Source organism: Rhizobium anhuiense (assembly GCF_003985145.1).
GTDB lineage: Bacteria > Pseudomonadota > Alphaproteobacteria > Rhizobiales > Rhizobiaceae > Rhizobium > Rhizobium anhuiense.
The window spans coordinates 88,998-112,682 of sequence record NZ_ML133527.1 but is presented as its reverse complement, the minus strand read 5'-3'; the positions used below and the strand labels follow the sequence as shown (position 1 = coordinate 112,682).

General features: G+C 62.8%; 18 protein-coding genes and 1 pseudogene. 10 read left to right on the top strand and 9 right to left on the bottom strand.

What is annotated here, in order from left to right; all coding sequences use genetic code 11:
• Positions 1–7 precede the first annotated feature (7 nt).
• The 3 genes from EEQ99_RS18955 to EEQ99_RS18945 all read left to right on the top strand — a co-directional run bounded on the left by EEQ99_RS18955 (position 8) and on the right by EEQ99_RS18945 (position 3,415).
• Positions 8–1,378: an MlaD family protein gene (locus EEQ99_RS18955; RefSeq protein ID WP_047613957.1), complete on the top strand. Its 1,371-nt coding sequence runs from the start codon at positions 8–10 to the stop codon at positions 1,376–1,378.
• A 24-nt stretch (positions 1,379–1,402) separates the two neighbouring features.
• On the top strand, positions 1,403–2,014 hold the full coding sequence (locus tag EEQ99_RS18950; protein WP_047610060.1) for an ABC-type transport auxiliary lipoprotein family protein: 612 nt from the start codon (positions 1,403–1,405) through the stop codon (positions 2,012–2,014).
• Between the two features lie 147 nt (positions 2,015–2,161).
• Positions 2,162–3,415 (top strand): sensor domain-containing diguanylate cyclase, encoded by a 1,254-nt coding sequence (locus EEQ99_RS18945; RefSeq protein WP_127430918.1) that lies wholly within the window; start codon positions 2,162–2,164, stop codon positions 3,413–3,415.
• Between the two features lie 25 nt (positions 3,416–3,440).
• Here the strand turns inward: EEQ99_RS18945 and EEQ99_RS18940 are convergent, their stop codons facing one another.
• Complete coding sequence (locus tag EEQ99_RS18940) at positions 3,441–4,316, bottom strand: D-alanyl-D-alanine carboxypeptidase family protein (RefSeq protein WP_047613956.1); 876 nt, start codon at positions 4,314–4,316, stop codon at positions 3,441–3,443.
• Positions 4,317–4,686: 370 nt separating this feature from the next.
• Here EEQ99_RS18940 and EEQ99_RS18935 point away from each other — a divergent pair, with 370 nt between their 5' ends.
• The gene (locus EEQ99_RS18935; protein WP_097594353.1) at positions 4,687–5,436 is read left to right on the top strand and encodes an aminoacyl--tRNA ligase-related protein; all 750 of its coding nucleotides are present in this window, start codon (positions 4,687–4,689) and stop codon (positions 5,434–5,436) included.
• A gap of 72 nt (positions 5,437–5,508) precedes the next feature.
• Here EEQ99_RS18935 and EEQ99_RS18930 read toward each other — a convergent pair whose 3' ends face one another.
• Positions 5,509–12,354, bottom strand: a complete 6,846-nt coding sequence (locus tag EEQ99_RS18930; RefSeq protein WP_127430917.1) for an apolipoprotein A-IV repeat region-like domain-containing protein — start codon at positions 12,352–12,354, stop codon at positions 5,509–5,511.
• Between the two features lie 462 nt (positions 12,355–12,816).
• Here EEQ99_RS18930 and EEQ99_RS18925 point away from each other — a divergent pair, with 462 nt between their 5' ends.
• Both EEQ99_RS18925 and EEQ99_RS18920 read left to right on the top strand, forming a co-directional pair.
• The gene (locus EEQ99_RS18925; RefSeq protein WP_080759826.1) at positions 12,817–13,200 is read left to right on the top strand and encodes an Hpt domain-containing protein; all 384 of its coding nucleotides are present in this window, start codon (positions 12,817–12,819) and stop codon (positions 13,198–13,200) included.
• 264 nt (positions 13,201–13,464) lie between these two features.
• Entirely contained in the window at positions 13,465–13,785 is a 321-nt protein-coding gene (locus EEQ99_RS18920) for a 2Fe-2S iron-sulfur cluster-binding protein (RefSeq protein ID WP_047610054.1), read from the top strand.
• A gap of 327 nt (positions 13,786–14,112) precedes the next feature.
• Here the strand turns inward: EEQ99_RS18920 and EEQ99_RS18915 are convergent, their stop codons facing one another.
• Positions 14,113–14,739 (bottom strand): DUF922 domain-containing Zn-dependent protease, encoded by a 627-nt coding sequence (locus EEQ99_RS18915; RefSeq protein ID WP_047610052.1) that lies wholly within the window; start codon positions 14,737–14,739, stop codon positions 14,113–14,115.
• Positions 14,740–14,840: 101 nt separating this feature from the next.
• Here EEQ99_RS18915 and folP point away from each other — a divergent pair, with 101 nt between their 5' ends.
• From folP to folK, 3 genes are read left to right on the top strand one after another with little or no spacing between them, the layout of a single operon-like run.
• Positions 14,841–15,710 (top strand): dihydropteroate synthase, encoded by an 870-nt coding sequence (gene folP, locus EEQ99_RS18910; RefSeq protein ID WP_097622380.1) that lies wholly within the window; start codon positions 14,841–14,843, stop codon positions 15,708–15,710.
• Positions 15,707–16,072 (top strand): dihydroneopterin aldolase, encoded by a 366-nt coding sequence (gene folB, locus EEQ99_RS18905; RefSeq protein ID WP_027667693.1) that lies wholly within the window; start codon positions 15,707–15,709, stop codon positions 16,070–16,072. Before folP ends, folB begins: the two co-directional genes overlap by 4 nt.
• On the top strand, positions 16,065–16,583 hold the full coding sequence (gene folK, locus EEQ99_RS18900; RefSeq protein ID WP_174824478.1) for a 2-amino-4-hydroxy-6-hydroxymethyldihydropteridine diphosphokinase: 519 nt from the start codon (positions 16,065–16,067) through the stop codon (positions 16,581–16,583). The genes folB and folK overlap by 8 nt, the downstream gene beginning before the upstream one ends.
• Positions 16,584–16,652: 69 nt before the next feature.
• On the opposite strand, the gene EEQ99_RS18895 is transcribed toward folK, so the two are convergent.
• From EEQ99_RS18895 to EEQ99_RS18880, 4 genes are all read right to left on the bottom strand, one after another.
• Entirely contained in the window at positions 16,653–17,204 is a 552-nt protein-coding gene (locus EEQ99_RS18895) for a hypothetical protein (RefSeq protein ID WP_027667695.1), read from the bottom strand.
• Positions 17,205–17,414: 210 nt separating this feature from the next.
• Positions 17,415–18,494 carry a YcjF family protein gene (locus EEQ99_RS18890; protein WP_127430916.1) on the bottom strand — a complete coding sequence of 360 codons (1,080 nt, stop codon included), beginning with the start codon at positions 18,492–18,494 and terminating at the stop codon, positions 17,415–17,417.
• Positions 18,491–19,966, bottom strand: a complete 1,476-nt coding sequence (locus tag EEQ99_RS18885) for a YcjX family GTP-binding protein (protein WP_127430915.1) — start codon at positions 19,964–19,966, stop codon at positions 18,491–18,493. Before EEQ99_RS18885 ends, EEQ99_RS18890 begins: the two co-directional genes overlap by 4 nt.
• Positions 19,967–20,044: 78 nt before the next feature.
• On the bottom strand, positions 20,045–20,539 hold the full coding sequence (locus EEQ99_RS18880; protein WP_047610040.1) for a SixA phosphatase family protein: 495 nt from the start codon (positions 20,537–20,539) through the stop codon (positions 20,045–20,047).
• Positions 20,540–20,816: 277 nt separating this feature from the next.
• Between EEQ99_RS18880 and dksA the strand changes: the two genes are divergently transcribed.
• Positions 20,817–21,236, top strand: coding sequence for an RNA polymerase-binding protein DksA (dksA, locus tag EEQ99_RS18875; RefSeq protein ID WP_017964517.1), 420 nt, complete (start codon positions 20,817–20,819; stop codon positions 21,234–21,236).
• A gap of 110 nt (positions 21,237–21,346) precedes the next feature.
• Here dksA and EEQ99_RS18870 read toward each other — a convergent pair.
• Together EEQ99_RS18870 and EEQ99_RS18865 are read right to left on the bottom strand one after the other, a co-directional pair.
• Positions 21,347–21,982 (bottom strand): annotated as a pseudogene (locus tag EEQ99_RS18870) (DUF1062 domain-containing protein).
• A 388-nt stretch (positions 21,983–22,370) separates the two neighbouring features.
• Positions 22,371–23,432: a flagellar biosynthetic protein FliO gene (locus tag EEQ99_RS18865; protein WP_097543653.1), complete on the bottom strand. Its 1,062-nt coding sequence runs from the start codon at positions 23,430–23,432 to the stop codon at positions 22,371–22,373.
• Positions 23,433–23,685: the final 253 nt, after the last annotated feature.

Below are 23,685 nucleotides of genomic sequence, written 5' to 3'. Positions count from 1 at the left end.
GGATAAGATGGAAACCAAAGCCAATTACACGATTGTCGGTTTTTTCACGGTGCTGGTGATCGCGGCTGCCTTCGGCTTCGTCTACTGGATGGCGGAGTATGGCCGTGGCGGCCCGATGACGGAACTAATCGTTCGGATTCCAGGATCGGCGAACGGCCTTAGTGTCGGCTCGCCGGTGCGCTTCAACGGCATCCAGATCGGCTCGGTGCAGACACTGTCGATCGATGCCGACGATCCGCAATATTCTCTGGCCTTCACCCAGGTGCGCACCGATGCGCCGATCTACCCGTCCACCAAGGCCGCCCTTGAAATCCAGGGCTTGACCGGGGCCGCCTATATCGAACTCTCAGGCGGCCGCAAGGGCGAGGAAAGCATCCTCCAGCATGCGATCGACAATAACAAACGCGCCGTCATCGTCGCCGACCAGTCAAGCGTCACCAATCTTCTGGCGACCGCAGACAAGATCCTCGATCGCGCCAACGACGCGGTCGGCGAACTTCAGGGTTTCATCGAGGATTCGCGCGGGCCGCTGACCGAGACTTTTAAGAATGCCGAGACTTTCTCGGACGCGCTTGCCAAGAATTCCGGCAATATCGACTCCTTCCTGCAGAGCGTCGGCCAGCTTTCGGAAACGGTGAAGGCGGTTTCCGGCCGCGTCGACTCGACGCTCAAGGCCGTCGAAGAGCTGGTCAAAGCGGTCGATGCGCAGAAGATCGACAACATCGTTTCCAATGCCGAGAAGCTCACCGCCAATGTTGCCGATGCCTCGGGCGACCTCAAGGGTGCGATCCAGAAGTTCGACCAAACGGCCACCACCTTCAACGATTTCGGCAAGCAGGCGCAGGCCACACTCGACCGCGTCGATACGCTCGTCGCCCAGATCGACCCGGCAAAGGTGAAGGGTTCCGTCGACGACATCGCGCAAGCGACCAAGGATGCGCGCACCGCCGTCGCCTCGATTCGCGATGTCGCCAACACGGTTTCATCGCGGCAGAAGGATATCGACCAGACGATCCAGGACGTCTCCCAGCTCGCCAATAAGCTGAATTCGGCCTCGACCCGCATCGACGGCATTCTCATCAAAGTCGATGCCCTGCTTGGAACCGACAATACGCAATCGCTGTTCACTGAAGCGCGCGATACGCTGGAATCCTTCAAGAAGGTGGCCGACAACCTGAATTCGCGCATCGGCCCGATCGCCGACAATCTGCAGAAATTTTCGAGTGGCGGCTTGCGCGACGTGCAGACTCTCGTCAACGACATGCGCGGAACCGTGAACAATCTGAACGATACGATCACCAACTTCGACCGCAATCCGCAGCGCCTGATCTTCGGCGGGGACACGGTCAAGCAATATGACGGCCGGACGCGGCGTTAACTGGGAAGTCAGGGGTAGCCTAATATGGTCGCATCGCATCTGTTGTCGCGCCGTTCGTGGATCAAGGGAACGGTGATCGCGCTGCCGCTGACGGCGCTGATCCTTTCGGGGTGCGGCACCGCGGCCAAGAACGATACCTATGACCTGTCCGCCGCCGTCGACGGCGACGGGCCTGCGGCCAAATCCCGCCAGGTCCTGATCGCCAGCCCGACGGCGCTGCGGGCGCTCGACAGCGAGCAGATCGTCATCCGTGTTTCGTCTTCGGAAATTCAGTATCTCTCGCGGGCGCAGTGGGGCGACAAGCTGCCGCGCATTGTGCAGTCGAAGCTGGTGGAAGCTTTCGAGAACTCCGGCAAGCTCGGCGGCGTTGGCATGCCGGGGCAGGGGCTGGCGATCGACTACCAGGTCGTCACCGATATCCGCTCCTTCGAGATCGATGCGTCGAGCGGCAATCAGGCTGTGGTCGAAATCTCGGCCAAGATCCTCAACGACCGCAACGGCTCGGTGCGCGCCCAGAAGGTGTTCCGCGCCACGGCACCGGCCGGCGGCGACAATGTCGGCTTCGTCAAGGGTCTCGACCGCGCCTTCTCCACGGTTGTCTCCGAGATCGTCAGCTGGACGCTGCGCTCAATCTGAGATGGCGTGTCGCGACCGCTGCGTCGACATCAAGGGTTGCTGATTCTGAAGAATATTTGGCCTCATGAGTTTGGGGCCGCCATCGTATTCAATTTCTTCATGAATTTGTGGAACGCATCATGTTATCGCTATCAGGAGGCATGCTGCATGGTGGTCGCACGCGTATTCGGAAAGTCGTCGTCGGAAGCGATTCAGCGCGAAAATGCTCGGTTGGCTGCGCTGCAGCAGCTCGACCTTCTCGATACGCCGAGGGACGAAGGCTTCGAGCGGATCGTCCGCCTGATAAAGCAGATATTTTCCATCGACATCGGCATCGTATCCCTGATCGATGCGCATCGGCAGTGGTACAAGGCATGCTCCGGCCTTTCGGCCGACGAGGTATCGCTCGAAGACACGTTCTGCCGCTGCGTTGTGGACTGTGACGAGCCTGTTATCGTACAGGATGCCACGAAGGATGCCCGCTTTTCGAAGCATCCTGCAGTGACAGGCGAAGACCATATCCGCTTTTATGCCGGCGTGCCGCTGAGAACAAAAGCCGGGCACTTGATCGGGACGGTATGCGCCATCGACCGTCGGCCAAGATCGTTCGGCAACCGAGAGCTTAGCATCCTCCAGGAGCTGGCGGGGGCGGCGATGGACCGCATCGAGCTCATGCAATCGGCCGCCACCGACAGCCTGACCGAGACGATGACACGGCGCGCCTTCAAGCAGGAAGCCGATCAGCTGATCTCGCTCGCTCTGCGGCATAAGCATGACCTCTCGTGCATCGTCTTCGATATCGATCATTTCAAGCAGGTGAACGATACGCATGGGCATGCCGCAGGCGACGAGGTTCTCAAGGCGGTGGCAGCGGTCTGCAGGACGGCACTCCGAGCCGGTGATCTTTTCGGCCGTCTTGGAGGCGAGGAGTTTGGCGTTATCCTGCCGCATGTCGACCGGGAAGGTGCACTCGCCGTCGCCGAGAAACTCAGAGCCGCCATCGCCTCTGAGATCATTCGCGGCGATCACGGCGCCCTGACCGTTACGGCCAGCTTCGGAACGTCGGCGCTTTCGATCGTCAGCAAGGAAATCGAGACCCTGCTGGCCCAAGCCGATGCCGCGATGTATCAAGCCAAGCACAGCGGACGGAATCGTTGCGTGTCGTGGAGTTCCATCCACGCCGATCACGCCATCGGCGCGCGACGGCGGGTGCTGAAGGCGGGTTCGATCCTGTTCAACGATCGACGCTCGACCATCGACTGCACCGTCAAGTCCATCGGTTCGGAGAGCGCCGGCATTTCGGTCTCCAATACGTCAGGCATTCCGCCGGAATTCATCCTTGCCATCAAAGGCGAAGGCTTCGAAACGAATTGCAGGGTGATCGCCCAAGACCGGCAACACCTGGAGGTGGCTTTCAGATAAGCCGTCAGCAAAAAACCTGCCGGAGCTACTTCGTCGGTTGCGAATCCGTCATCGTCGCTCCCGGCTGGCTGCCGGGTGTCGTGGAAGCTGTGGTGGTCGATGACGCCGGCAGGGTGCTGTCCAGCAGGCTTGCCATCTTGTCGTCGCGCAGGCTCGCGGTCTTTTCGCCCATGACGACGCCGACCACGCGGCGGCCATCCTTCTGCGCCGACGTCACGACGTTATAGCCCGAAGCGTCGGTATAGCCGGTCTTGATGCCGTCGACGCCGTCATAGCGATACATGAGGTTGTTATGGCCGCGCAGCTTCATGCCGCGGAACTGGAAGCCGCGCATGGAGAAGAGCTTGAACTCCTCGGGGAAGTCCCGCATCAGCGAAATTCCGAGTGTGGCCATGTCACGCGCCGTGGTGACCTGCTCCGGATCGGGAAGACCCGACGGATTCTTGAAGACAGTATCCTTCATGCCGAGCTGGCGTGCCTTGCCGGTCATCGCCTCGGCGAAAGCCTGTTCGGAGCCGCCAAGCTGCTCGGCGATCGCCACCGCCGCATCATTGGCCGACAGCACGACGATTCCCTCGACCGCTTCGCGCAGCGTCACCTTGCGGCCGGCGCCGACGGCGAGCTTGAAAGGCTCCTTGCTCTCGGCATTTTCCGACATGGTGAGCTTCTGGTCCCAGTTGAGGCGCCCGTCATGCAGGGCCTCGAAGGCAAGATAGAGCGTCATCATCTTGGTCAGCGACGCCGGATAGTTCAGGTCGTCCTGATTGGAGCTTTCGAGGACTTGACCGGACTGCGCATCGACGACGAAGCTTGCCTGGCCCGCCTCAGCCAGAGTGAAAGCGCCCATCAGGAAAAGGGAAGAGAGCGCGGTGGCAAGGAGCCGGGATGTCGTCTTGGTCATCAATGTGCTGTCTCTGTCGTTTCGATGGTCGAGTGGGCCGTTGGCCTGAATGCAGCGGATTATAAAAGTTTGTGACGGAATGAAGGACGAGGAGCAATAAAAAAGGGTCATCCACAGCTGGTTCCTTTTGTCTCACCGTTTTCGGTTTTGACAAGGATGCGCCCGGCACGTAGAAAACTCGCCATGAGCATGAAGCCCGCGCTTTTCTCCCGTCATATCAGCACCTGCCTGCAGGTCGTGACGGTGCGCGCTTTTGGCGGACGAGGTCTTCGCGTCCTGCTGTGACGTCGGAGCGCTGCGGGCGTCCGGCGCGCTGCTGGACGTAAAGCCCCTCACCACGCCAATCAAGGTTGCCAGGGAGACAGGCACCGTGCTCAATCTTTATCATGTCAATTCGCTCGTCCATTGGGAGGAGCGTGAGATCCATCTGCGCGATCATATGATCGCCTTCTTCTCGCAAGAGGTCCGCAGTTTTCTCAGGTCGGTCAATCCGGCCTGGGATGTCAGGAGGGTCGAGGCGCCGGCGCTGATGCCGCAGGCGCTGGTGTCGAGCGCCTATTCGAACGCCGATATCTGGGTTCAGGAACAGCTCTCCGCCAGCGATGCCGCGCTGGTCCTGCGACCGGAAACCACGCCATCGACCTACATCTACATGCAGCACATTCTCGGCAATCATTCGAAGACGCGACTGCCGCTCTGCGTTTGGCAGGCCGGCAGATCCTATCGCCGCGAGCAGGAACAGCCGACGAAACACATGCGACTGAAGGAATTCTGGCAGCTCGAATTCCAATGCGCCTTCACGGCCGACAGTGGCAACGACTATCACGCCGCCTGCCTAGAACCGGTCCGCCGCATGATTGCATCGCTGATCCATCTGCCGACGCGGATGGTGCCCTCCGACCGGCTGCCGGCCTATTCCGAGGTGACGATGGATATCGAGGTCGACAATGGCGACAAGTGGATGGAAGTCTGCTCGATCTCGCGGCGCACAGATTTTCCGCAGCGCTACCGGTCTGAGCCCAAGAAGGGAGCGGCGGTCGACCATGACGTTCTCGTGCTCGAGATCGCCATCGGCCTCGACCGCTGTATCCATAACTGGGACATAGCGGCCGATCGGTGAGGGCATTGTAAAACGAAAGCCGCCTGACACATGTTCAAGCGGCTTTCCTGTATCCGATTCAGATCAGCAAGTTCAGGTGAGCCTGCCTGCAGCGTGGGCGAGCATGGTGTAGACCTTGCCGGTGTCCGAGGTGAGGTAAGACTGCGTCACCGTGCGGTTCGGGTCGGTGCGGGCGACGTCGGCGAGCAGCTTTTCGAAATCGCCGATGTAGCGGTCGACGGCGGTGCGGAATTCCGGTTCGCGGTCGTATTTGCGTTTGATCTCGTCGAAGGTCTGCTGGCCCTTCAGCGTGTAGAGGCGACGGGTGAAGACATCGCGCTCACCGCGCTGATAACGGCGCCAGAGATCGACCGAGGCGTCGTGATCGATGGCGCGGGCGATATCGACCGAGAGCGAGTTCAAGGATTCGACGACGTGGCGCGGATTGCGGCTGTCGTTGCTACGCGCGGCCGGCGCGGCAGTTTCCGCCGGGCGGGCAGGGGCGCGGGCAGACGCCTCGTCGGCGGCCTCCTCACGCGATGCGCCGCGCAGGAGATCGCTGATCCAGCCACCGCTTTCCGGACGGGCCGGTTCCTGGCGCCCCGATTCCTGGCGATCGGGAGCAGGTTGCGGGGCGGCGCGTTGGGGCGCAGCCGCCGGCGCAGACGGCGCGATCGTTCCACGCAGGCCCGTCGCTTCGATCGACGGGGGCGCTACCGGCTGCGGCGGCTGGGCTGCGACCGGCTGGGCAGGACGCGGAGCCGGCTGCGCCTGCGCGAGCGTGCGGGCGACGGGCTGGGAGATCTCGAGCTGCTGGCTAGAGCGGCCGACGAGCTGGGAGATATCCTGCAGAGCCTTGATCTGCTCAGCCACGGCCCGGCGCATGGCCGAGGCGCTTTCCTTGGCTTCCTCGGGAAGGTCGAAGGCGCCGCGCTTCAGTTCGGCGCGGGTGGCGTCGAGCTCGTTACGGATGTCGGCGGCGGAGCGGCGGATATCTTCGGTGGCGCCGGAGAAACGGCCGACGGCATCATCGATCGCCTCGCGCAGTGCTTCCCGCATGTTCTGGGCGGCGCCGTCTGAGGCGCGGCCGGCTTCGCCGAGCATGCGCTCGACTTCCGACAGCGAGGCGGTGAGACCGCCGCGAATGCGATTGGAGAGATCGCCGGAACGCCGTTCGACATTGGCGAAGGTGCCGTCGATCGTCGTATTGGCCTCGTCGCCGGCGCGGGTGATCGCCTCGCGCATCGTCTCTGCCGCTTCCTGGGCGCGCTTCTCGGTTTCGCTAAGAATGCGGCCGATATCGGCGAAGGAAGACTGCACGCCCTGGCGCAGATTGCCGGTGACCTGGTTGGAGCGTTGCTCTGCCCGCTCAAACACGGTCTCGATCATGCTGCCGAGGCCCTGCATCGTCTTTTCGATCTCGGCGGAGCGCTGGACGAGGCCGACCGAGAGGGTCTGCAGAGCGCTCTCGCGCTCCTCGAGCGTCGAGGCGAGATTGGACTGGGCAGCGCCGAGCAGCTGCGAGGCCTGGGTCAGGACCTTGGAGTGTTCGTCGAAGCGGCCGATGATGCCGCCGACCTGTGACAGCGTCTGGCCCGAAATGTCGGAGAGGCGGTCGACCTTGCCTTCAAGAAGCCTGGTCGAGGCGGAGACCATTTCAGCGGCCTTGGTGGCGGAGTCGGCAAAGCGCGCGGTGGTGTCACCGAGACGGCCGTCGACGTTGGCCAGTTGCTCGGCGGCGCGGTTCATCATCATCGCCATTGCCGCACTGCTTTCCGACATGCGCTGGACGAGGCCGTTGACGTTACCGACCAGGCTGTTCTCGATGGCGCTGACGGCGTTGGCGACATTCTCGGTGCGGGCGGCAACGGCGCTGGCGAGCGCTTCGTTTTCGGCGCGCAGACGCTCGGCGCTGAGGTTGGCCGCAGCGGTGATGCGGGCGGCAGCCTGCTCGCCGGCATCGGTGTAGCGGTCGATGATCGGGCGAGCCGTTTCGTCGAGGATGCGCGTCAATTCGACAGAGCGGCCCGCCAGCATCGAGTTGAGATCGCGGGTGCGCTCGTCGAGCGTCGAGCGGATCGAGTTGCCGCGCGCTTCGAGCGCCTTGTCAATGTCGGAGAAGGTCGTATCGATCTCGCGGGTACGTTCCTCGAGATTGGTGCGGATGGCATTGCTGCGGGCTTCCAGCGCCCGGTCGACATCCGCCATGGTGGCGGATATCTCGCTGCCGGCCCCCGACAGCGTCGAGCGGATGGCATTGCCGCGCGTCTCCAGAGACTGGCCGGCATCCGACAACACCTTGGAGATGGCATTGACCTGCGTGCCGACGATGGTCTCGGCCTCGGAGACCTTGTTGACGATGGCGTTGCCGGCTTCCGAGAAGGTCTGGGCCACGGCAGCGGCCTGGCTCGCCAGCCGGTTCTGAGCTTCGGCGACCCGGGTGACGATTTGCGACGAACGCTCATCCATGGTGCGGGTGAATTCGTCGCTTTTCGCATTGAGATCCTCGGCGAATTGCTGGCCGGTCTTGCCGAGCAGTTCGGTGGTTCTCGTCGCTTCGCCTTCCATTCCCTGAGCCGCGTCGGCAACCGCGCTGCGCAGTGTCGAGGCGAGACCGGCGGCCTTGCCTTCGATGGTGCGATTGACGGCTTCAAGGCCGACGGTCAGCGCGCGGTCCATGGTGGAGAGGCGTTCCTCGATGCGTTCATTGCCGCGGTCGAGGGTTTCGCCAAGGCTTGCGGTGCGGCCGTCGATAGCGCCCGTCAGGCTTGTGGTGCGGCTGTCCAGCGTCTCGGCCAGATTGGCGGTGCGGCTGTCGATCGCCTGGGTGAGGTTTGCGGCACTGCCTTCGAGCGTCGCGGAAATGCGCCGAGTGGCGTCGTCGCTGAGCGCACCGAGACGGGAGACGCCGTCGGCGAGCACGCCGGACAGCTGGCCGCTGGCGGCTTCGACCTTTTCGGCAACGCCGCCGACGCCGTCGCGGATGCGGGTCTCGATCGCCGCAAGACCGGCTTCCACGCGCGATCCGGTTTCTTCAAAACGGCCGGTCAGGCTTTCGACCGACCGATCGAGATGGGCGGAGAAATCCTGGGTGGAGCTCGAAATGGCGTTCGCCGCCTCCTGGAAGCGGCCGGCGATCTGGCCGGCGCCGGCATGCATGCGATCTTCCAATGTCTGGGCGCCGGCATCGATCGCCTGGCGAATCGCGGCTTCACGGTCCTCCAGCGACATTTCGAGCATGCTGACGCTCGTCGCCACCGAGGTGCCGATGCTGGTCGCCTGTTCGGTCAGCGTATCGCTGATCAGCGCATGGGCCTGGCTCAGCGACAGGTCGATGGCATTGGCGCGGTCTTCGAGCGTCGTGCGGATGCGTTCATGGGCGGAGGCGAGCCCGCCCTCGATGCGCGCTGCGGCCTCGTCGGCGAGGCCTCCGAGCCGTGTATGGGCATCGGTCAGGCGACTTTCGATGCGGCCGGTCAAGCCGCCGACGAGATCCTCGAAGCGGGCGCCGCCGGCATCGAGAGCGCCAGAGAGGGCGGCGCTATGTTCGGAAAGCGCATTTTCGAGCCGCTGCTGATTGTCGGTATAGGCGGTGCGGATCGCATCGGTCTTGTCGGCGAAGGCGCCGGCGACGCGAGCCTCGGCACCGGAGACCGCTTCCATGATGGCATTGCTGCGGGCTTCGAGCGCACTGTCGAAGCGGCTCTGGTTATCGTCGAGCGAAATGGCGAGCGCCATCGTCTTTTCGTCGAGCGTATCGGTGAGCCGGTCGTGGGTTGCGGTTACAGCGCCGATGATTGCGGCGGTGCGGTGCCCCAAGGCTTCCTCGAGGCGGGCCTGGCCTTCGGTCAGCGAGGCGGCAATGGCGGCGGCCTTTTGGTCGAGCACACCGTTCAGGCCTTGATGCGTGCCGGAGACCGCATTGGTGATCGCATCGGCGCCTGTTGTCAGCGTCTCCTCGAGACGGCTCTGGCTCTCGTTCAGCGAGATGGCAAGCGCCATCGCCCGATCGTCGAGTGTTTCCGACAGACGATCATGGGTGGCGGAGACCGCATTGAGGAAGGATTCCGAACGGCTCTCCAGCGTGTCCTGCAGGCGGCTCTGACCTTCGTTCAGGGAGGCAGCGAGCGCCGCAGACTTTTCGTCGAGCGTTTCCGAGAGACGGTCGTGCGTGCCGGACACAGCCTGGAGGAAGGCTTCGGAGCGCGCTTCCAGCGTGTCTTCGATCCGCGACTGGCTCTCATTGAGCGAGATGGCGAGCGTCATCGCCTTCTCATCCAGCGTTTCGGACAGGCGGTCATGGGTGCCGGAGACGGCGTTCAGCAAAGCTGCGGAGCGGGTTTCGAGCGTATTTTCGATACGGGCCTGGCTCTCGCTCAAGGATCTGGCGAGCGCCATCGCCTTTTCGTCGAGCGTCTCGGCAAGACGGTCGCGGGTGCCGGATACGGTGTTCAGCAGCGCTTCGGCGCGCGTTCCAAGCGCATCCTCGATGCGGGCATGGCGCTCATCGAGCGAGGTCGTCAGGGCGGCAGCCTTGCTGTCCAGCGTTTCAGAAAGCCGGTCATGGGTGCCGGAGACGGCGTTCAGCAGGGCCGCCGAACGGGTTTCGAGCGTATCCTCGATGCGGGCCTGGTTTTCATTGAGCGAAATGGCGAGCGCCATCGCCTTTTCGTCGAGCGTCTCGGAGAGGCGGTCATGCGTGCCTGATACCGCTTTCACCAACGCTTCGGAGCGGGTTTCGAGCGTATCTTCGATGCGGGCCTGGCTCTCATTCAGGGAGATGGCGAGTGCCATCGCCTTTTCGTCGAGCGTCTCGGCAAGACGGTCATGGGTGCCGGAGACGGCATTGAGGATGGCGTCGGAACGGGTTGCCAGCGCTTCCTCGAAGCGGCCGTGATGGGTGGTCAGCGCCTCCACAAGTGCGTCGCCGCGCTCTGCCATGACGCTGTCGATGCGGCCATGGGCCGTGCCGAGCGCCTCGGTGATCTCAGCCGCACGCGCCGCAAGCACGCCGCTCAGCTCCTCGGCGCGACCGCCGAAGGCAGCCGTCACCTGTTCGGTGCCGGCGGCAACGGCGCTCGTCAGCTCAGTGGTGGTGGTGCGCAGCGTGTCGCGCAGTTCGGCCGAGCGTGTCTGAAGATTGTTCTGCAGTTCGGAGGTGCCGGATGCAAGCGCCAGCGCGATTTCCGAAGTCGCGTTCTGCAGAGACGAGGTCAGTTCGCCGGTGCGGCTGCTGAGTGCGGTGGTGATTTCCTCCGCCCGGCTGCCGAGCGTGCTTTCCAGCATCTCATGGCCGGTGGCGAGCGCGGTGGCGAGCGCCAGCGACTGGTCTGTTATCGACGAACCAAGCCGGTCGATACCGGAACTCAGGATGCCGTCGATTGAATCCGAGCCGCCGGTCAGCGTCTCGTTGATACGGGCGAGGCTTTCCATCAGCTTGGTGTCGAGCGAGCCGGTGCGTTTGTCGAAGGCGCTGGTGAATTCTGCGACGCGCTCGTCGAAGGCGGTGGACAACTGGGCAACGGTCGTCTGCAGCCGTTCCTCGAAGAAACCGGAGCGTACGTCGAGATCCATGACGGCGTCGTCGGCGGTGGTCTGCAGGCTCTGGCGGAAGCTTGCGCCCTTTTCGTCGAGGGCGCTGTTCAGCTTCGACAGAACGTCATCGAGCGTGCCGCCAATGGTGCGTTCGCCCGATGTCAGGCTCTCGTTGATCTCGCGGGTGCGGGCGATCAGGATCTCGTTGAGCTGGTGCGTGCGTTCGTTCAGCGCCGCATTCAGCTTCTCGGTGCTGCTGTCCATGGTCGAGGCGCGCGTCTCGAACTGGCTGAGCAGCCTTTCGCCATGGTCATTGAGATTGACGGAGAGCGCTTCGAGGCGATTGTCGAATTCGGTGGCGAGCGCAAAACCCGATGCGTTCAGTGTCTGCAGCAGGGTATCGGTCTTGGCGGCAAGCAGGCTGCCCATCGACTGCAGGGCGCTGTCCGACTTTTCCAGGATCGTCGCGGCGCGCGTATCGATCAGCGAAGCGAAGGCTTCGCCCGATGTGGCAAGCCGCACCGCGATCTCTTCGGTCGCAAGCGACAGTTCTTCCTTCAACTGGTCGTGGACACTGCCGATCGAGGTGCGGATGCGGTCGGCATGGTTGACGATCGCCTCGCGCTCGGAGCCGAGTTCGTGGACGAGGCCACGGACGCGCAACTCGTTGTCGGCATAGGAGCGTTCAAGGGCATTGACTTCGGAATGGACGAGCGTTTCCAGTTCGGACGCACGCGCGATCGTGCGCTCGATGCCTTCATTCATGGCCGAGACTTCACGGCGCACGGCCTGGCCGACGGTCATGATGCGCTCGGAGGCAATGGTTTCCGGCTCGGCCAGGCGCAATGCCACCTCCGCCATGGAGCGGGCGGCGTTGCGCATGTCCTGGGCGCGCGCGATCATGATGGCGAAGGCATAGAACATCATTACGGGAATGATGATGCCGACGAGGCCGGCGATGACGCCGGGCAGGGCGACGAGATCGGCGATAGAACGGATCTGCCAGATCTGCGGAGCATAAAGCAGCGACATCAGGCCGAGGCCGGCCATGACCCAAAGCACGGAGAACAGCGTGGCGGTGCGCACCGCCGAGCGGCTGGAGGCGCCGTCGAAGGATTTCAGGATCGAGGCAGGCGTGTTGCGGCTGGCATCGTTGGCGGGCGCGAAGGCCGGCCCCCTGGAAGCCTGCTCGCCGGCGGCACCGCGGCGGCTGCGCCGCTGCGCCTCTTCCTGGGCCTGCTGGTTACGCGCATTTACTGGATCAGACACATTAGCCTCCGGGGCCTGGGGCGCGTCGCCGCGGCGAGACGGTACGTTATCCTTGCTGAAGTCGATCTGGAGGGCCTCGTCCAATGCCTTGAACGCCTTGTCCTCAATCGACTCGTTATATTTGTTGTTCGCCATTCGGGTATGCCTCGTTACTGTCAGCCGGCCCAACCGCGCATCCCGGGCTTCCGCCTCACCCGGGGACAACTTTGCCGTTCCAGCCTTCCATCCCAACGACGGACGGATAAGCATGTCATTTCAGAGTAGATAGCCGCTTTTTCAAACGGAAGGTATCAAAACACTACCATTATCCACTCGCTCGGCAAAGGCGCGTACCATAAACCCGCTCCACCAGTATCGTAGTGACACATCTGGGCTCTTCACACAATTAATGAAGGCTTGAGATTTGCGGTTCGTTAACCCGTTGTTAACATCTTTGAATCCTGGGCAGCGCTTAAAAACCAATAATTTAGGGATATTTAACGGACGTTAACCATATGGCGAGATTTCCGCCCTGAATGTGCCGGAATTTAACGGGATGGCCACCCTCCTGACGCAGAACTGTTGCAACTGCGGACGACAGAGACGGGAGAATTGGCAATGGCAGCCCAGATGGCGGCATTGAACATCGTATTCGAGGCGCCGGATAATGCAAAGGGACCCTGTCCCTCGAAGGTCCGGCCGATCGATCTCGTCCATCTCGCAAAGCAGACGATGGGCGACAAGGCGCTGGAAATCGAAGTCCTTCAAATGTTTGCGCGCCAGGCCCGCGCATGCCTCCAGGATATTGCGAGCGGCGAAACCATCCGTATCGGCGCAGCCGCGCACCGGCTGAAGGGCGCGGCAAGCTCGGTCGGCGCATTCCGGGTGTCGCAGACGGCCGAAGCTGTCGAGGAAACCGGCGGCGATGCCGGCGCGACCGCAGCGCTCGGGGCCGCCGTCATCGATGCGGAGAATTTCATCCTGAAGCTCTGCCGCGGCTGATCTCCAAGTCGTTAGTTGATGCATATCATTGTCCCAAAACCGCCGCACAGTTTTGGGCGACACGCATTGAATCCCCTCCGAACGAAGCCCCGTTGTTCCATTGCGGAACCGCGGGTCTTTTTGCGACGTCCCGAATGACGCTTTGAAGATGGCGGGCGAAGGCACGATCTGCGAGGCTATGGCGGATGTCCCCAATGTTGACTGTCGCGTCGAATTGTCGGAAGAAAAATCCGCCCACCCACCTGAAGACCGGAAATAGTCCCGATGCCAAAACTTACCATCGTCGCCTTCGACGGCACGCGCTTCGACCTCGACGTCGACCAAGGCTCCACCGTGATGGAGAACGCCGTGCGCAATTCGGTGCCCGGCATCGAGGCCGAATGCGGCGGCGCCTGCGCCTGCGCGACCTGTCATGTCTATGTCGATGAGGAGTGGACGGAGAAGGTCGGTCAGCCGGAAGCGATGGAAGAGGATATGCTCGACTTCGCCTTCGACGTGCGCCCGACTTCGCGGCTGTCCTGTCAGATCCGAATGAAGGCCATCTATGACGGGCTCGTGGTGCACGTGCCGGAACGCCAGGCCTGAAGCACATCCGCTTCAAACGTCGCCGAAACATCCGATATCAAAAAAGACGCCTCGCGCGCTGGAGCGAGCGAGGCGAGGCGGGCGCATTACCTTCGGATGAGGGAGGAACATCCGAGGCTTCGGAACGCGCCAGGAGAACCCAGCGATGAAAGTGCAGGTGCCGTACTTGGTGTCGTACCTGGACTTTCGAATGTGTTCATATTAACGCGTTCCGGTTGAGTCTGCCAGGATGAAAAATGACCATTCAATCGCTGGGGAGAGCGCAAGTTTCGCACAAGTTTCGTTGTGCAGCTAAGGTTTCCTGCTCGCAAGCTGATTGAAAAAGCCCTATTTTGCGCCGGTTCGACCGTTGATTCGATTATTCAGCAATCTCAGCATGCGCTTCTGGAAGTTGACCGCTTCGACCCTGTCGAATCGCGCCTGCTGCCGATCGTGCTCCTCTATACCGCGTGCTGATTCGTCGGAGACGAGTTCCTGCATGGCTTCGCAGCTGCGCTGCTGCGGCAGCGCGCGAATGGCGCGCTCCATGGCGCGGGCCTGATCGCGGGCGATCTCGGCATGGCGCTCCTCATGGCGTTTGATATCGCTCGACAGGGCGTCCCAGATCATCGACAGCTCCTTGCTGGCACCCTTGCGGCTGCTCCAGCGCGGCAGGATGATCTGGGTGTGGACCGTGACCTTGACGTTGCCGACGCGGCAGCGCCCGTTATCCTGGATATAGGTTGCCTCGCCGCCGAAGCGGATCTTCGTGGCGCCGGGATGGCGCGCCGAGGAGCCGCTCGCCGTCGGGCCGCGCCGGCTGAGTTCGCGGTCGAGTTCATCCGCGGTTTTGCCGCGAATGTCGAAATAGGAATAGCTTTTCGATGCGATCACTTCGGCTGCCACGGGGCTGCAGAGGGAAAGAGCAATGGAAAAGGCGATAGGGAAGACCATATAACGCACTGCAAGCGGCATTCTGAACGCAACCCGTGTTGAAATCGACCGGAGCTTGGGGCATAGCCACCACAAGCGCAATATCGGATGGCGCTTTTTTCGTCATCAATGGGATAAGTCTGGTGACAGGGCTCGAAGGCAGCATATGGCGTGTCGGCCATGGCCGGGAGATCGAACTTGGCCGTCGTTCGACGATCATGGCGATCATCAACGTGACGCCGGACTCCTTTTCCGACGGCGGACGTTTTGAAACCGTCGATGCCGCGGTCGAACAGGCGCTGCGGGCGGTGAGCGAGGGTGCCGGCATTGTCGACATCGGCGGCGAATCGACCCGGCCGAACGCAGCAGCCGTCAGTCCTTCCGAGGAGCAGGCGCGCGTATTGCCCGTCATCGAGGCATTGCGCGGGCGCACCCAGGCGCTGATCTCCATCGACACCTATCGCGCCGAGACGGCGCGGCTTGCCATCAGCGCCGGCGCCCATATCGTCAATGACGTCTTCGGGCTGCAGAAGGAGCCCGATATCGCCAATATTGCCGCAGTGACCGGAGCCGGGCTGTGCATCATGCATACCGGCCGCGACAGGGTAAAACTGACCGACGTGATTGCCGATCAGGTGCATTTCCTCGAACGCTCGCTTGCGATCGCCGCTGCATCCGGCGTCAACGGCGACCGGATCGTGCTCGATCCGGGCTTCGGCTTCGCCAAGGAGACGGCGGAGGAAAACCTGGAGCTGATGGCGCGGTTTTCCGAACTTTCCCGCTTCGGCCTGCCGCTGCTCGCCGGCACGTCGCGCAAACGCTTCCTCGGTGCGGTGACGGGGCGTGAGGCGGCAGACAGGGATGTGGCGACGGCTGCATCGAGCGCGCTGCTCAGGCTTCAAGGGGCTGCGGTTTTCCGCGTGCACAATGTCGCAATCAACAGGGATGCGCTTGATATCGCCGATGCTATGCTGAATGCACGCCAGGAATTCGAGAGGAAGCGGCCGACATGACCACCTACACGATCACGCTGCAGAACTGCGCCTTCTTTGCGCGCCACGGCGTGCATGACGAGGAGGAATTCCTCGGCCAACGTTTCTTCGTCGATGCCGAGCTCGATGTCGTCGCCGGCGAGGCGCTGGAAAGCGATTCGATCAACGATACCGTCAATTACGGCATTGCCTTCACCGTGATCGAGCAGATCGTCACCGGCAAGCGGCGCTACCTCATCGAGGCGCTGGCGCTCGATATCGCCAAGGGGCTCTGCGAGACATTCCCGCAAATCCGGCGGGCGAAAATCACGGTGCGCAAGCCGAACGCGCCGGTGCCGGGCGTACTCGATTTCGTGCAGGTGAGCGTTGAGCATTTTGCCTGAGGCCGCATTGCAATCCGCCACACTCGGTCTCGGCGGCAATATCGGCGATCCGGTGAAGGCGATGGCGGGCGCGCTGCAAAGGCTGGACGGACGCGACGACTGCCAGGTGACGGCGGTCTCGCGGCTCTATCGCACGCCGCCCTGGGGCAAGACGGATCAATCCTTCTTCTTCAATGCCTGCGCCGCAGTTGAGACCCGGCTGGAGCCCGAGGCTTTGCTCGATGTCTGCCTGTCGATCGAACGGGAGATGAAACGCGAGCGCATCGAGCGCTGGGGGCCGCGCACGCTCGATATCGACGTGCTGACCTATGGCGACGTCATCCAGGACGCACGGCGGCTGGAACTGCCGCATCCGCGCATGACCGATCGCGGTTTCGTGCTGATGCCGCTCGCCGATATCGCGCCGGGCCTTCTCGTCAGGGGCAGGGCGGTCAGTGACTGGCTTGATGATGCCGAGGTGACGGGCATCGAGATTGCGGACGAGAGCCGCGACTGGTGGCGGAGCGCCTGAAGCAGAGACGCTGAAACGGAAAACGGCGGGAAACCCCGCCGCTTCAGGAAAATCCGCTGCGCGGTTTCTCTACTGGATCGAGCCGACGGCCATCTCGTCGACCTGGCGGGTCAGCGTCAGGCCGATCACCGGGATCATCTGGCTTTCGACCTTGACCGAAACGGTGACGTTCATCGTCTTGTCGTCACGCACGCGGGCGATCATCGCACCGTTCAGCTTGGCGCGGTTGATGCCGACGACGACGGTATCCTCGGAGACGGCGCCGGAGACGACGTCAAGGCCCTTGCCGGCGGCGCCGTCCAGGAACTTGCCCTTGTAGGTCGAGCCCGACTGCGAGATGACGGCAGTCATCGGCTGTTTGAAGACGCCAACGCGGCAGGTGCCGTCGAGCTTGATGCCGGCGCTGCTGTCGCCTGTGGGTTCGCCGATCAGGTTGCAGGTGAATTTCGTGCCCTTGTACTTGCCGGCGACGATTTCGCCGGGGCCTTTCCAGGAGCCGGCGACCGAATCGAAGAAGGCCTTGTCACGGGTTGCAGCAGTGGCTGCCGGAGCGACATCTGCGACGGGAGACAATGCCGCGGCGGCCAGGCCGCATACGATGAGAAACTTGCGCGAATACATGGATTTTCCTTGGCAAACACCACTCACGAACTGGGTGCAAGTTTTGCCGAAGAATGGTTAATCCTTCCTTTCAATTGTGCCGAAATGCGCGGAAAGACAGGAATTTCAGGCGCCGGAGATTTTAAAATACTGTCGCTAGAGCTCTGAATTCACTGAAATTTCTTCAACGTTACGCAAGGGGAGGCGAAAGACGCGGAATCGCTGTGTCGCTCAAGGATTGTTGCCGCGCGGCGACATGGACGGGGTGAGATCGCCGATGAAATCACCGATTCCCGGCCGCTTCAGGGCCCGGAAGGCAAGCGGACGGCAGAGATCCATGGCCGCGATTCCGATGCGGGCGGTCATCAGGCCGTTGATCACACCCTCTCCCAGTCGGGCCGAGAGCCTGGAGGCCAGCCCGTGACCGAGCACCTGCTGGACGAGGCTGTCGCCGACGGCGATCGAGCCGGTGACGGCCAGATGCGCCAGCACGTCGCGCAGCAGGCGGAACATGCCCAGCGTGCCGGGCCGGCCGCCGTAAAGTTCGGCCATGGCGCGAATGAGGCGCACGGCCTCATAGAGCACGTAGAGCAGGTCGACCACGGCACGCGGGCTGACGGCGGTGACGATCGAGACGCGCTTGGAGGCATTGACGATCAGCGCGCGGGCCTTGCGGTCGAGGGGAGCAAGCAGTTCGCGTTCGGCGAGCGCAATCAGATGCGGGGGGTCGATGACCTCGCCCTCGGTCGCTTTCAGCGTTGCGCGGCCCTTCGATGTCTCGGGATTGGCGGAAAGCAGGGTGGTGAGGCGCGCCACGACGGCGCGCGCCTTCGCCGGCCGGGTTTCGAGAATCGCGGCGTCTGCTTCGGCCTTGATCGCCTGGACGGCAGCAAGACGCATCATGCCCACAGTTTCGCGGACGACCAGGGCAAGCACGGCGAGGATGCCGACGGCGAGCACGGCAAGGGCTGCATAACCCAGCCAGTCGGCGCGAGTGAAGAGATCGCGGATCAGGCTGTCGGTCCAGAGGCCAATGGCGAGAGACAGCAGGATGCCGAAGGCGCCGGCGGCAATCTTGCCGAAGGAGGTTCGACGTTTCCGCGGCGTGGCAACCGGAACTGCGCTCAGATCCTTGTCGGGATTGAGGAAGGGATCGTCCTCATCGCGCGTCACGATGATATGTTCGGAGAAACTTTCCGGCTTGCGCCGTTGCTCTGCCTGCCTGCCGTTGTCTCGCGGCTGGGTGACCTCGTCCTCATAGGTGAAGGCGGCGGGTGCGCGGCGCGGCGGATCGGACGGGGGCTTGCTCATGCGAGACGGTCTCCGAACAGGAACTGCATGGCGCGGTCGAGGCGGATATGCGGCACCGACAGCTTGATGCCGCCGCCGGTTTCCTCAAGCTGCGGCGGGCGGAACCTGACGACGTTGACATCGTGCAGCTGCAGGCCTGTTACACCCGAGGCAATGCGGTCGAACAGGCTTTCCGGATCCTCCGGCAGGTCGCCGGGGAAGATCGCGGTCTTTCTCTGGCCGTCGAAGCGTTCGCCGGCAAGGGTTTCGCCGTCCATCGGCGTGCCGACGATGACAGGCAGCTCGTGGCCATCGCGCTTGACGGTCGCCTCGCGAGTGGCGCGGACGGAGGCAAGCGCCATGACGTCGATGCCGGCCCCCGCCATGCCGATGCGGTCGATGGCGCGATCCACCAGGCGGCGGGTCAGCGCATCAAGCCGGTCATGGCTTTCATGGTGGAGGTGATCGGCCTTGGTGGCGGCGACCAGCACGCGGTCGATGCGGCGTCCAAGCAGGGAGGAGAGCAGCGAATTGGTGCCGGGGCGGAAACAGGCGAGCACATCGGTCAGCGCGCGTTCCAGATCCTGTACGGCTTCGGGGCCGCGGTTCATCGCCTGCAGCGCATCGACCAGCACGATCTGGCGGTCGAGGCGGGCGAAATGCTCACGGAAGAAGGGTTTGACGACGACCGATTTGTAGGCCTCGTAGCGCCGCTCCATCATCGTCCACAGCGAGCCGCGCCCAGGACGTCCGTCCGACGGCAGCGCCAACGGCGCGAAGGTCAATGCTGGCGACCCATCCAGATCGCCGGGCAAGAGCAGGCGGCCGGGCGGCAGGGTGGAGAGCGAGCGTTCATCGGCCTTGCAGGCCTTGAGATAATCGGCGAAGGCGGTGGCGAGGTCGCGGGCGATCATCTCGTCGGCGCCGGCGTGGATATCGGCGGCGCGCGTCAGAGCCAGCCACTCACGCGACAGCTCCGAGCGGACGCCGGTTTCGGCGAGCGCGATGGTTTCCTCGCTGAAGGTGCGGTAATCCTTGCCGAGCAGCGGCAGGTCGAGCAGCCATTCGCCGGGATAATCGACGATATCGATCGACAGGCGGCCGGGGGAAAACAGCCGGTTCCAGCCGCTGGCGCTCTGGTAATCCAGCGTGATGCGCAGTTCCGATATGGCGCGGGTCGAATCCGGCCAGATGCGGTCCTTCACCAGCGCACGGATATGGTCCTCGTACTGGAAGCGCGGCACGGCATCGTCGGGCTGCGGCTCCAGCCGCACCGCCGAGACCCGGCCGGATTGCACCGGCTCGAACAGCGGCAGGCGGCCGCCATGCAGGAGATTGTGGACCAGCGAGGAGATGAAGACCGTCTTACCGGAGCGGGAGAGGCCGGTGACGCCGAGCCGCACGGTCGGATTGACGAGGCCGCTCGCCCGGTCGGCGAGATTGTCGAAGGCGATGCGGGCGTCATCGGCAAAGGATGTCAGGCGTGGCGGCAAGGCGCGATTCCGGTTGGTGACTGCCCCGCAATATAGGGAGGGCGCGCCGCCCGCAAAAGAAGAGCGGCGTGAAAGACTTCAGACGACCACGAAATCGGTGAGGCGCCAGACAGAGGCCGAAGCGTCAAAATCGACGACGGCAAGGCCTGCGGTTGGGAAGCCGCCGGGAAGGGCGCTTACCATCGCGTCATGGCCGATCAACGTCTCCAGCGCCTGCTCCATGGTCGGATTGTGGCCGACCAGCATGACGGCCGCCTCATCCTGTGCATCGACGATCTCGAGATAGGTATCGACCGTGGCGTTGTAGAGCGCATCGACATAACGCACCTCGAGCGCGACGCCCATCGCCCGGTGGACGGCGCCTGACGTGTCACGGCAACGCAGCGCTGTCGAACTGATCAGGAGATCGGGACGATAACCCTTGTCGGCGGCCTTGTCGGCGATGATCTCGGCATCGCCAAAGCCCTTTTCGCTCAGCGGCCGGTCGAAATCGCGCTGTCCGGGTTCGGCCCAGCTGGCCTCGGCATGACGCAGGAGATAGATGCGGTTGGGCGGAGGCAGCGGTACGGTCATGGGCAAATCCAGGATCGGGCGGGGTCTTTTCAGTAGCGGTTGCGATTGGCCGCCGTCAATCGCCAGCCATGTCGCAACTGCCCGAAACGTGGCCGATAACACGGCGTTTTGAAGGCGAAGCAAAAAACGGCAATCGGAATAACCATGACAAAATAGATCGTTAGCCGAAAATTGTAACAGATTTAAAAATCTGTTTACCTGTCGTATTTGGCTTGAATCGCGACTAGCGCTTGGGATATACACCCGGCCAGATGAGATGTTCTTCAGGAGAATCGCGTTGAGTGAGAAGATCGATCTTAGCAATTACGTTCCCTCGGAAGAGGAAGAGTTCATGAACGTAAACCAGCGTGCCTACTTCAGGGCCAAGCTGGTTGCATGGAGAAACGATATCCTTAGAGAAGCGCGCGAGACGCTCGACCATCTGGCCGAGGAAAGCGCAAACCATCCCGACCTCGCCGACCGGGCGTCGTCGGAAACGGACCGGGCGATCGAACTTCGCGCCCGTGACAGACAGAGAAAGCTGATTTCGAAGATCGACGCGGCACTGCAGCGCATCGAAGACGGTACCTACGGCTATTGCGAGGAAACCGGCGAACCGATCGGCCTGAAACGTCTCGACGCCCGCCCGATCGCGACACTGTCGATCGAGGCGCAGGAGCGTCACGAACGTCGCGAAAAAGTCTATCGCGACGAATAAGAGTTTTCATGCAGGCATGAGAGCAGAACAGGCGCCGCGATCCCGATCGCGGCGCCTTTTTCGATAGTCACGAAGGCCCGAGATCGAGCCTCCGCGACGGAGTTCCACTATTATAGCGGATCTCCTGCTGCCAGAGCTTTCCAAGATTGCTCTCGGTCGGCCTCCATGGCGAGGTCAATCACGACAAGGGTGCCATTCCTGATCCGCCGCCGCATGACGCCTGCTCGGTCAGGATCTGTCCGAACCATGCCTTGATCATGCAGAGCCTGCAGCCGCGAGCGTGACACTTTCAGTTCGGAGCCCAGCAGACGGTCGAGGCGTGTGCTCGTTGGAAACGGGACCATCAGTTCGATTGCCAATCTCGTCCAATTCGCCGTGTCGCTCTGCATCTCTTTTTTGATGTCAAATTCGGCAAACTCGTCCACACGCCGTGACTTCTGCCGGAGAGCATCGAGGTTGAAGGTTTCTGCCCGGATCCAGCCGGGATCGTTGGATTGCAACGCGTCAAGGACTTGAGGATCGATGTCGCGAACATTGCGGCGCTCGAGGATTGGCCGGTTCCATGTTCTTTCACAGGTCAGGCATTTGTAGATAAGCTAGGCGTCGAGCTTGCGACCGTTGGCGTTGAGCCGGATCTTGCCGCTGGGTTGGAAAGCTCTGAGGCCCCCGCATCCGCCGCAGGCCAACCAGGGCTGGGGAGCTGTCTTGGGAATAATGGTCCATCGGACCCGAAGCGTATTGCACATACCGTCTTGGTCTTCCGTTCGGAAGTCCACCAAGATGGTGCATGAGAAAACCCTTGCGGGCGCGGTGTGGCGATGTTGTGGGCGGCTGAAGAGCTGAGACAGCGGAGCTGCACATGGCACATTGTAACAATGCCAAACCGGTCTCTCGCCACCACCCGATGAACATGTTCGTATGCCGCCAGCGTGTCGCTTTGCGGCAGTACGGGTGAAACTGGAGTGAGACCGGTATTTACTTAGGCAAAGTGTTACCTCGAATGCACCAAAGCTCTTCGACTTCAGAGATAACAAATGATCGGCATCAAGGGGAGCCCCCGAGCCGTACGCGAACTGAAAGCCGCAGCATTGCGGCTTTTATGCAACTTGGTGATGAAGGCCGGCGTGTCTGCCCTCATTTGTCGCGATTGACGCTCATCTCGCCGAAGATGCGGGCGACTTCCTTCTGCAGTTCCGTATCGGCTCCGGTGATGGGAGCTAGCTCGGGATCGCGGCGCGGCAGGTTGCCCGGCTGCGGCGCGGCTTGGCGGGGTTCCTGGTTTGCCGGCGCCGGCACGATGCGCTCGGCCGTCAGATTGCTCGACATCTCCTCTTCCAGCACGCGCTGGAAATCATGACGGATCGCCGCTGCCGACTGCGCAGCCGCATCGTCCTCGGCCGTAACAGGCGCGGCGCGTGCTGCCGCCGGCACGTGCTGGACAGGCGGGGCGGAGACCTCCGGTTCGATGCGCTGCTGCGGCAGCACGCGCTGGCGGGCGGCATCGAGAATCTCGGCTGCACTCGCGGTATCATGGAACTGTGCGGGCTGCGCGGCTGGGGGAACGGCGGGACGCTCCGGCGGGCGCGACTGGGGCGGAGCGGCGCGCAGAGGATTGTCGCGTTCGGCCGACAGTGGAGCTGTCACCGGCTCTGCCGGAAGCGGGCTCGTGACCACCGGCGGCGCAACGGCCGGCGGGGCCGATGTTTGAGCCGATGATTCCGGGCGCGAGCGCGGCTCTGGCGGGACCGGCGAGGAGAAAGAGGGCTCGGCGGCCGGCTCGACACGGGCAGCGACCGGCGGGCGCGGCGGAGCGACCGGCGGCGTTTCCGGCCGCGCGACGGGTATCGGGCGCTGCTCGATGGGCTGCGGGCGGTTGACGCTTTCCGGTTGTTCGGTTGCCGCGGCGGGCAGGATGCGGCTTTCGATGACGATATCGCTCGGGCCGCCGATCATGATCAGGTGCTCGACGTCGTCGCGGCGCACCAGCACCAGCCGGCGGCGGGCATCGACGGCAGCGGCATCCAGCACCTGCAGGCGGGGCTGGCGGTTGCGGCCGCCGCGCACGAAAGGCGAGGGCGCCCGGCTGCGGATCACCCAGAGCACGAGGATGAGCAGGAGAAGCGCCAGACCGACGCCACCGGCTGCAAGCAGGAAACGACTGCCATAAGCTCCGACAACATCATCCAACATAGTCACTTACTCCATTTCGCATTTCGGCACATATTGACGACTTTTCCGTTCCTTAGGCAAGGGCCGCCCATGCTGTCCAGTCACGGGAGAACGCGATTTCGTGTTCAGCTGCCTGGCGCCCAGCGACCTTGCGCAGGGGCGGCCGCTTTGGGCTTCAGGGGCAGATGGCGCTGTTGCCTGTGAATTCAAGCAGTCTTGCCGGTTGCCGGTGTTTTTGCCGACGCGGCAAATTGCTAAGAAGGAAAGAGTGCCTGATTCC

Bases quoted from the DNA above. Each gene is read 5' to 3' on its own strand.
- EEQ99_RS18955 (WP_047613957.1), top strand. From the start codon at position 8: ATGGAAACCAAAGCCAATTACACGATTGTCGGTTTTTTCACGGTGCTG.
- EEQ99_RS18950 (WP_047610060.1), top strand. From the start codon at position 1,403: ATGGTCGCATCGCATCTGTTGTCGCGCCGTTCGTGGATCAAGGGAACG.
- EEQ99_RS18945 (WP_127430918.1), top strand. From the start codon at position 2,162: ATGGTGGTCGCACGCGTATTCGGAAAGTCGTCGTCGGAAGCGATTCAG.
- EEQ99_RS18940 (WP_047613956.1), bottom strand. From the start codon at position 4,316: ATGACCAAGACGACATCCCGGCTCCTTGCCACCGCGCTCTCTTCCCTT.
- EEQ99_RS18930 (WP_127430917.1), bottom strand. From the start codon at position 12,354: ATGGCGAACAACAAATATAACGAGTCGATTGAGGACAAGGCGTTCAAG.
- EEQ99_RS18925 (WP_080759826.1), top strand. From the start codon at position 12,817: ATGGCAGCCCAGATGGCGGCATTGAACATCGTATTCGAGGCGCCGGAT.
- EEQ99_RS18920 (WP_047610054.1), top strand. From the start codon at position 13,465: ATGCCAAAACTTACCATCGTCGCCTTCGACGGCACGCGCTTCGACCTC.
- EEQ99_RS18915 (WP_047610052.1), bottom strand. From the start codon at position 14,739: ATGCCGCTTGCAGTGCGTTATATGGTCTTCCCTATCGCCTTTTCCATT.
- folB (WP_027667693.1), top strand. From the start codon at position 15,707: ATGACCACCTACACGATCACGCTGCAGAACTGCGCCTTCTTTGCGCGC.
- EEQ99_RS18895 (WP_027667695.1), bottom strand. From the start codon at position 17,204: ATGTATTCGCGCAAGTTTCTCATCGTATGCGGCCTGGCCGCCGCGGCA.
- EEQ99_RS18890 (WP_127430916.1), bottom strand. From the start codon at position 18,494: ATGAGCAAGCCCCCGTCCGATCCGCCGCGCCGCGCACCCGCCGCCTTC.
- EEQ99_RS18880 (WP_047610040.1), bottom strand. From the start codon at position 20,539: ATGACCGTACCGCTGCCTCCGCCCAACCGCATCTATCTCCTGCGTCAT.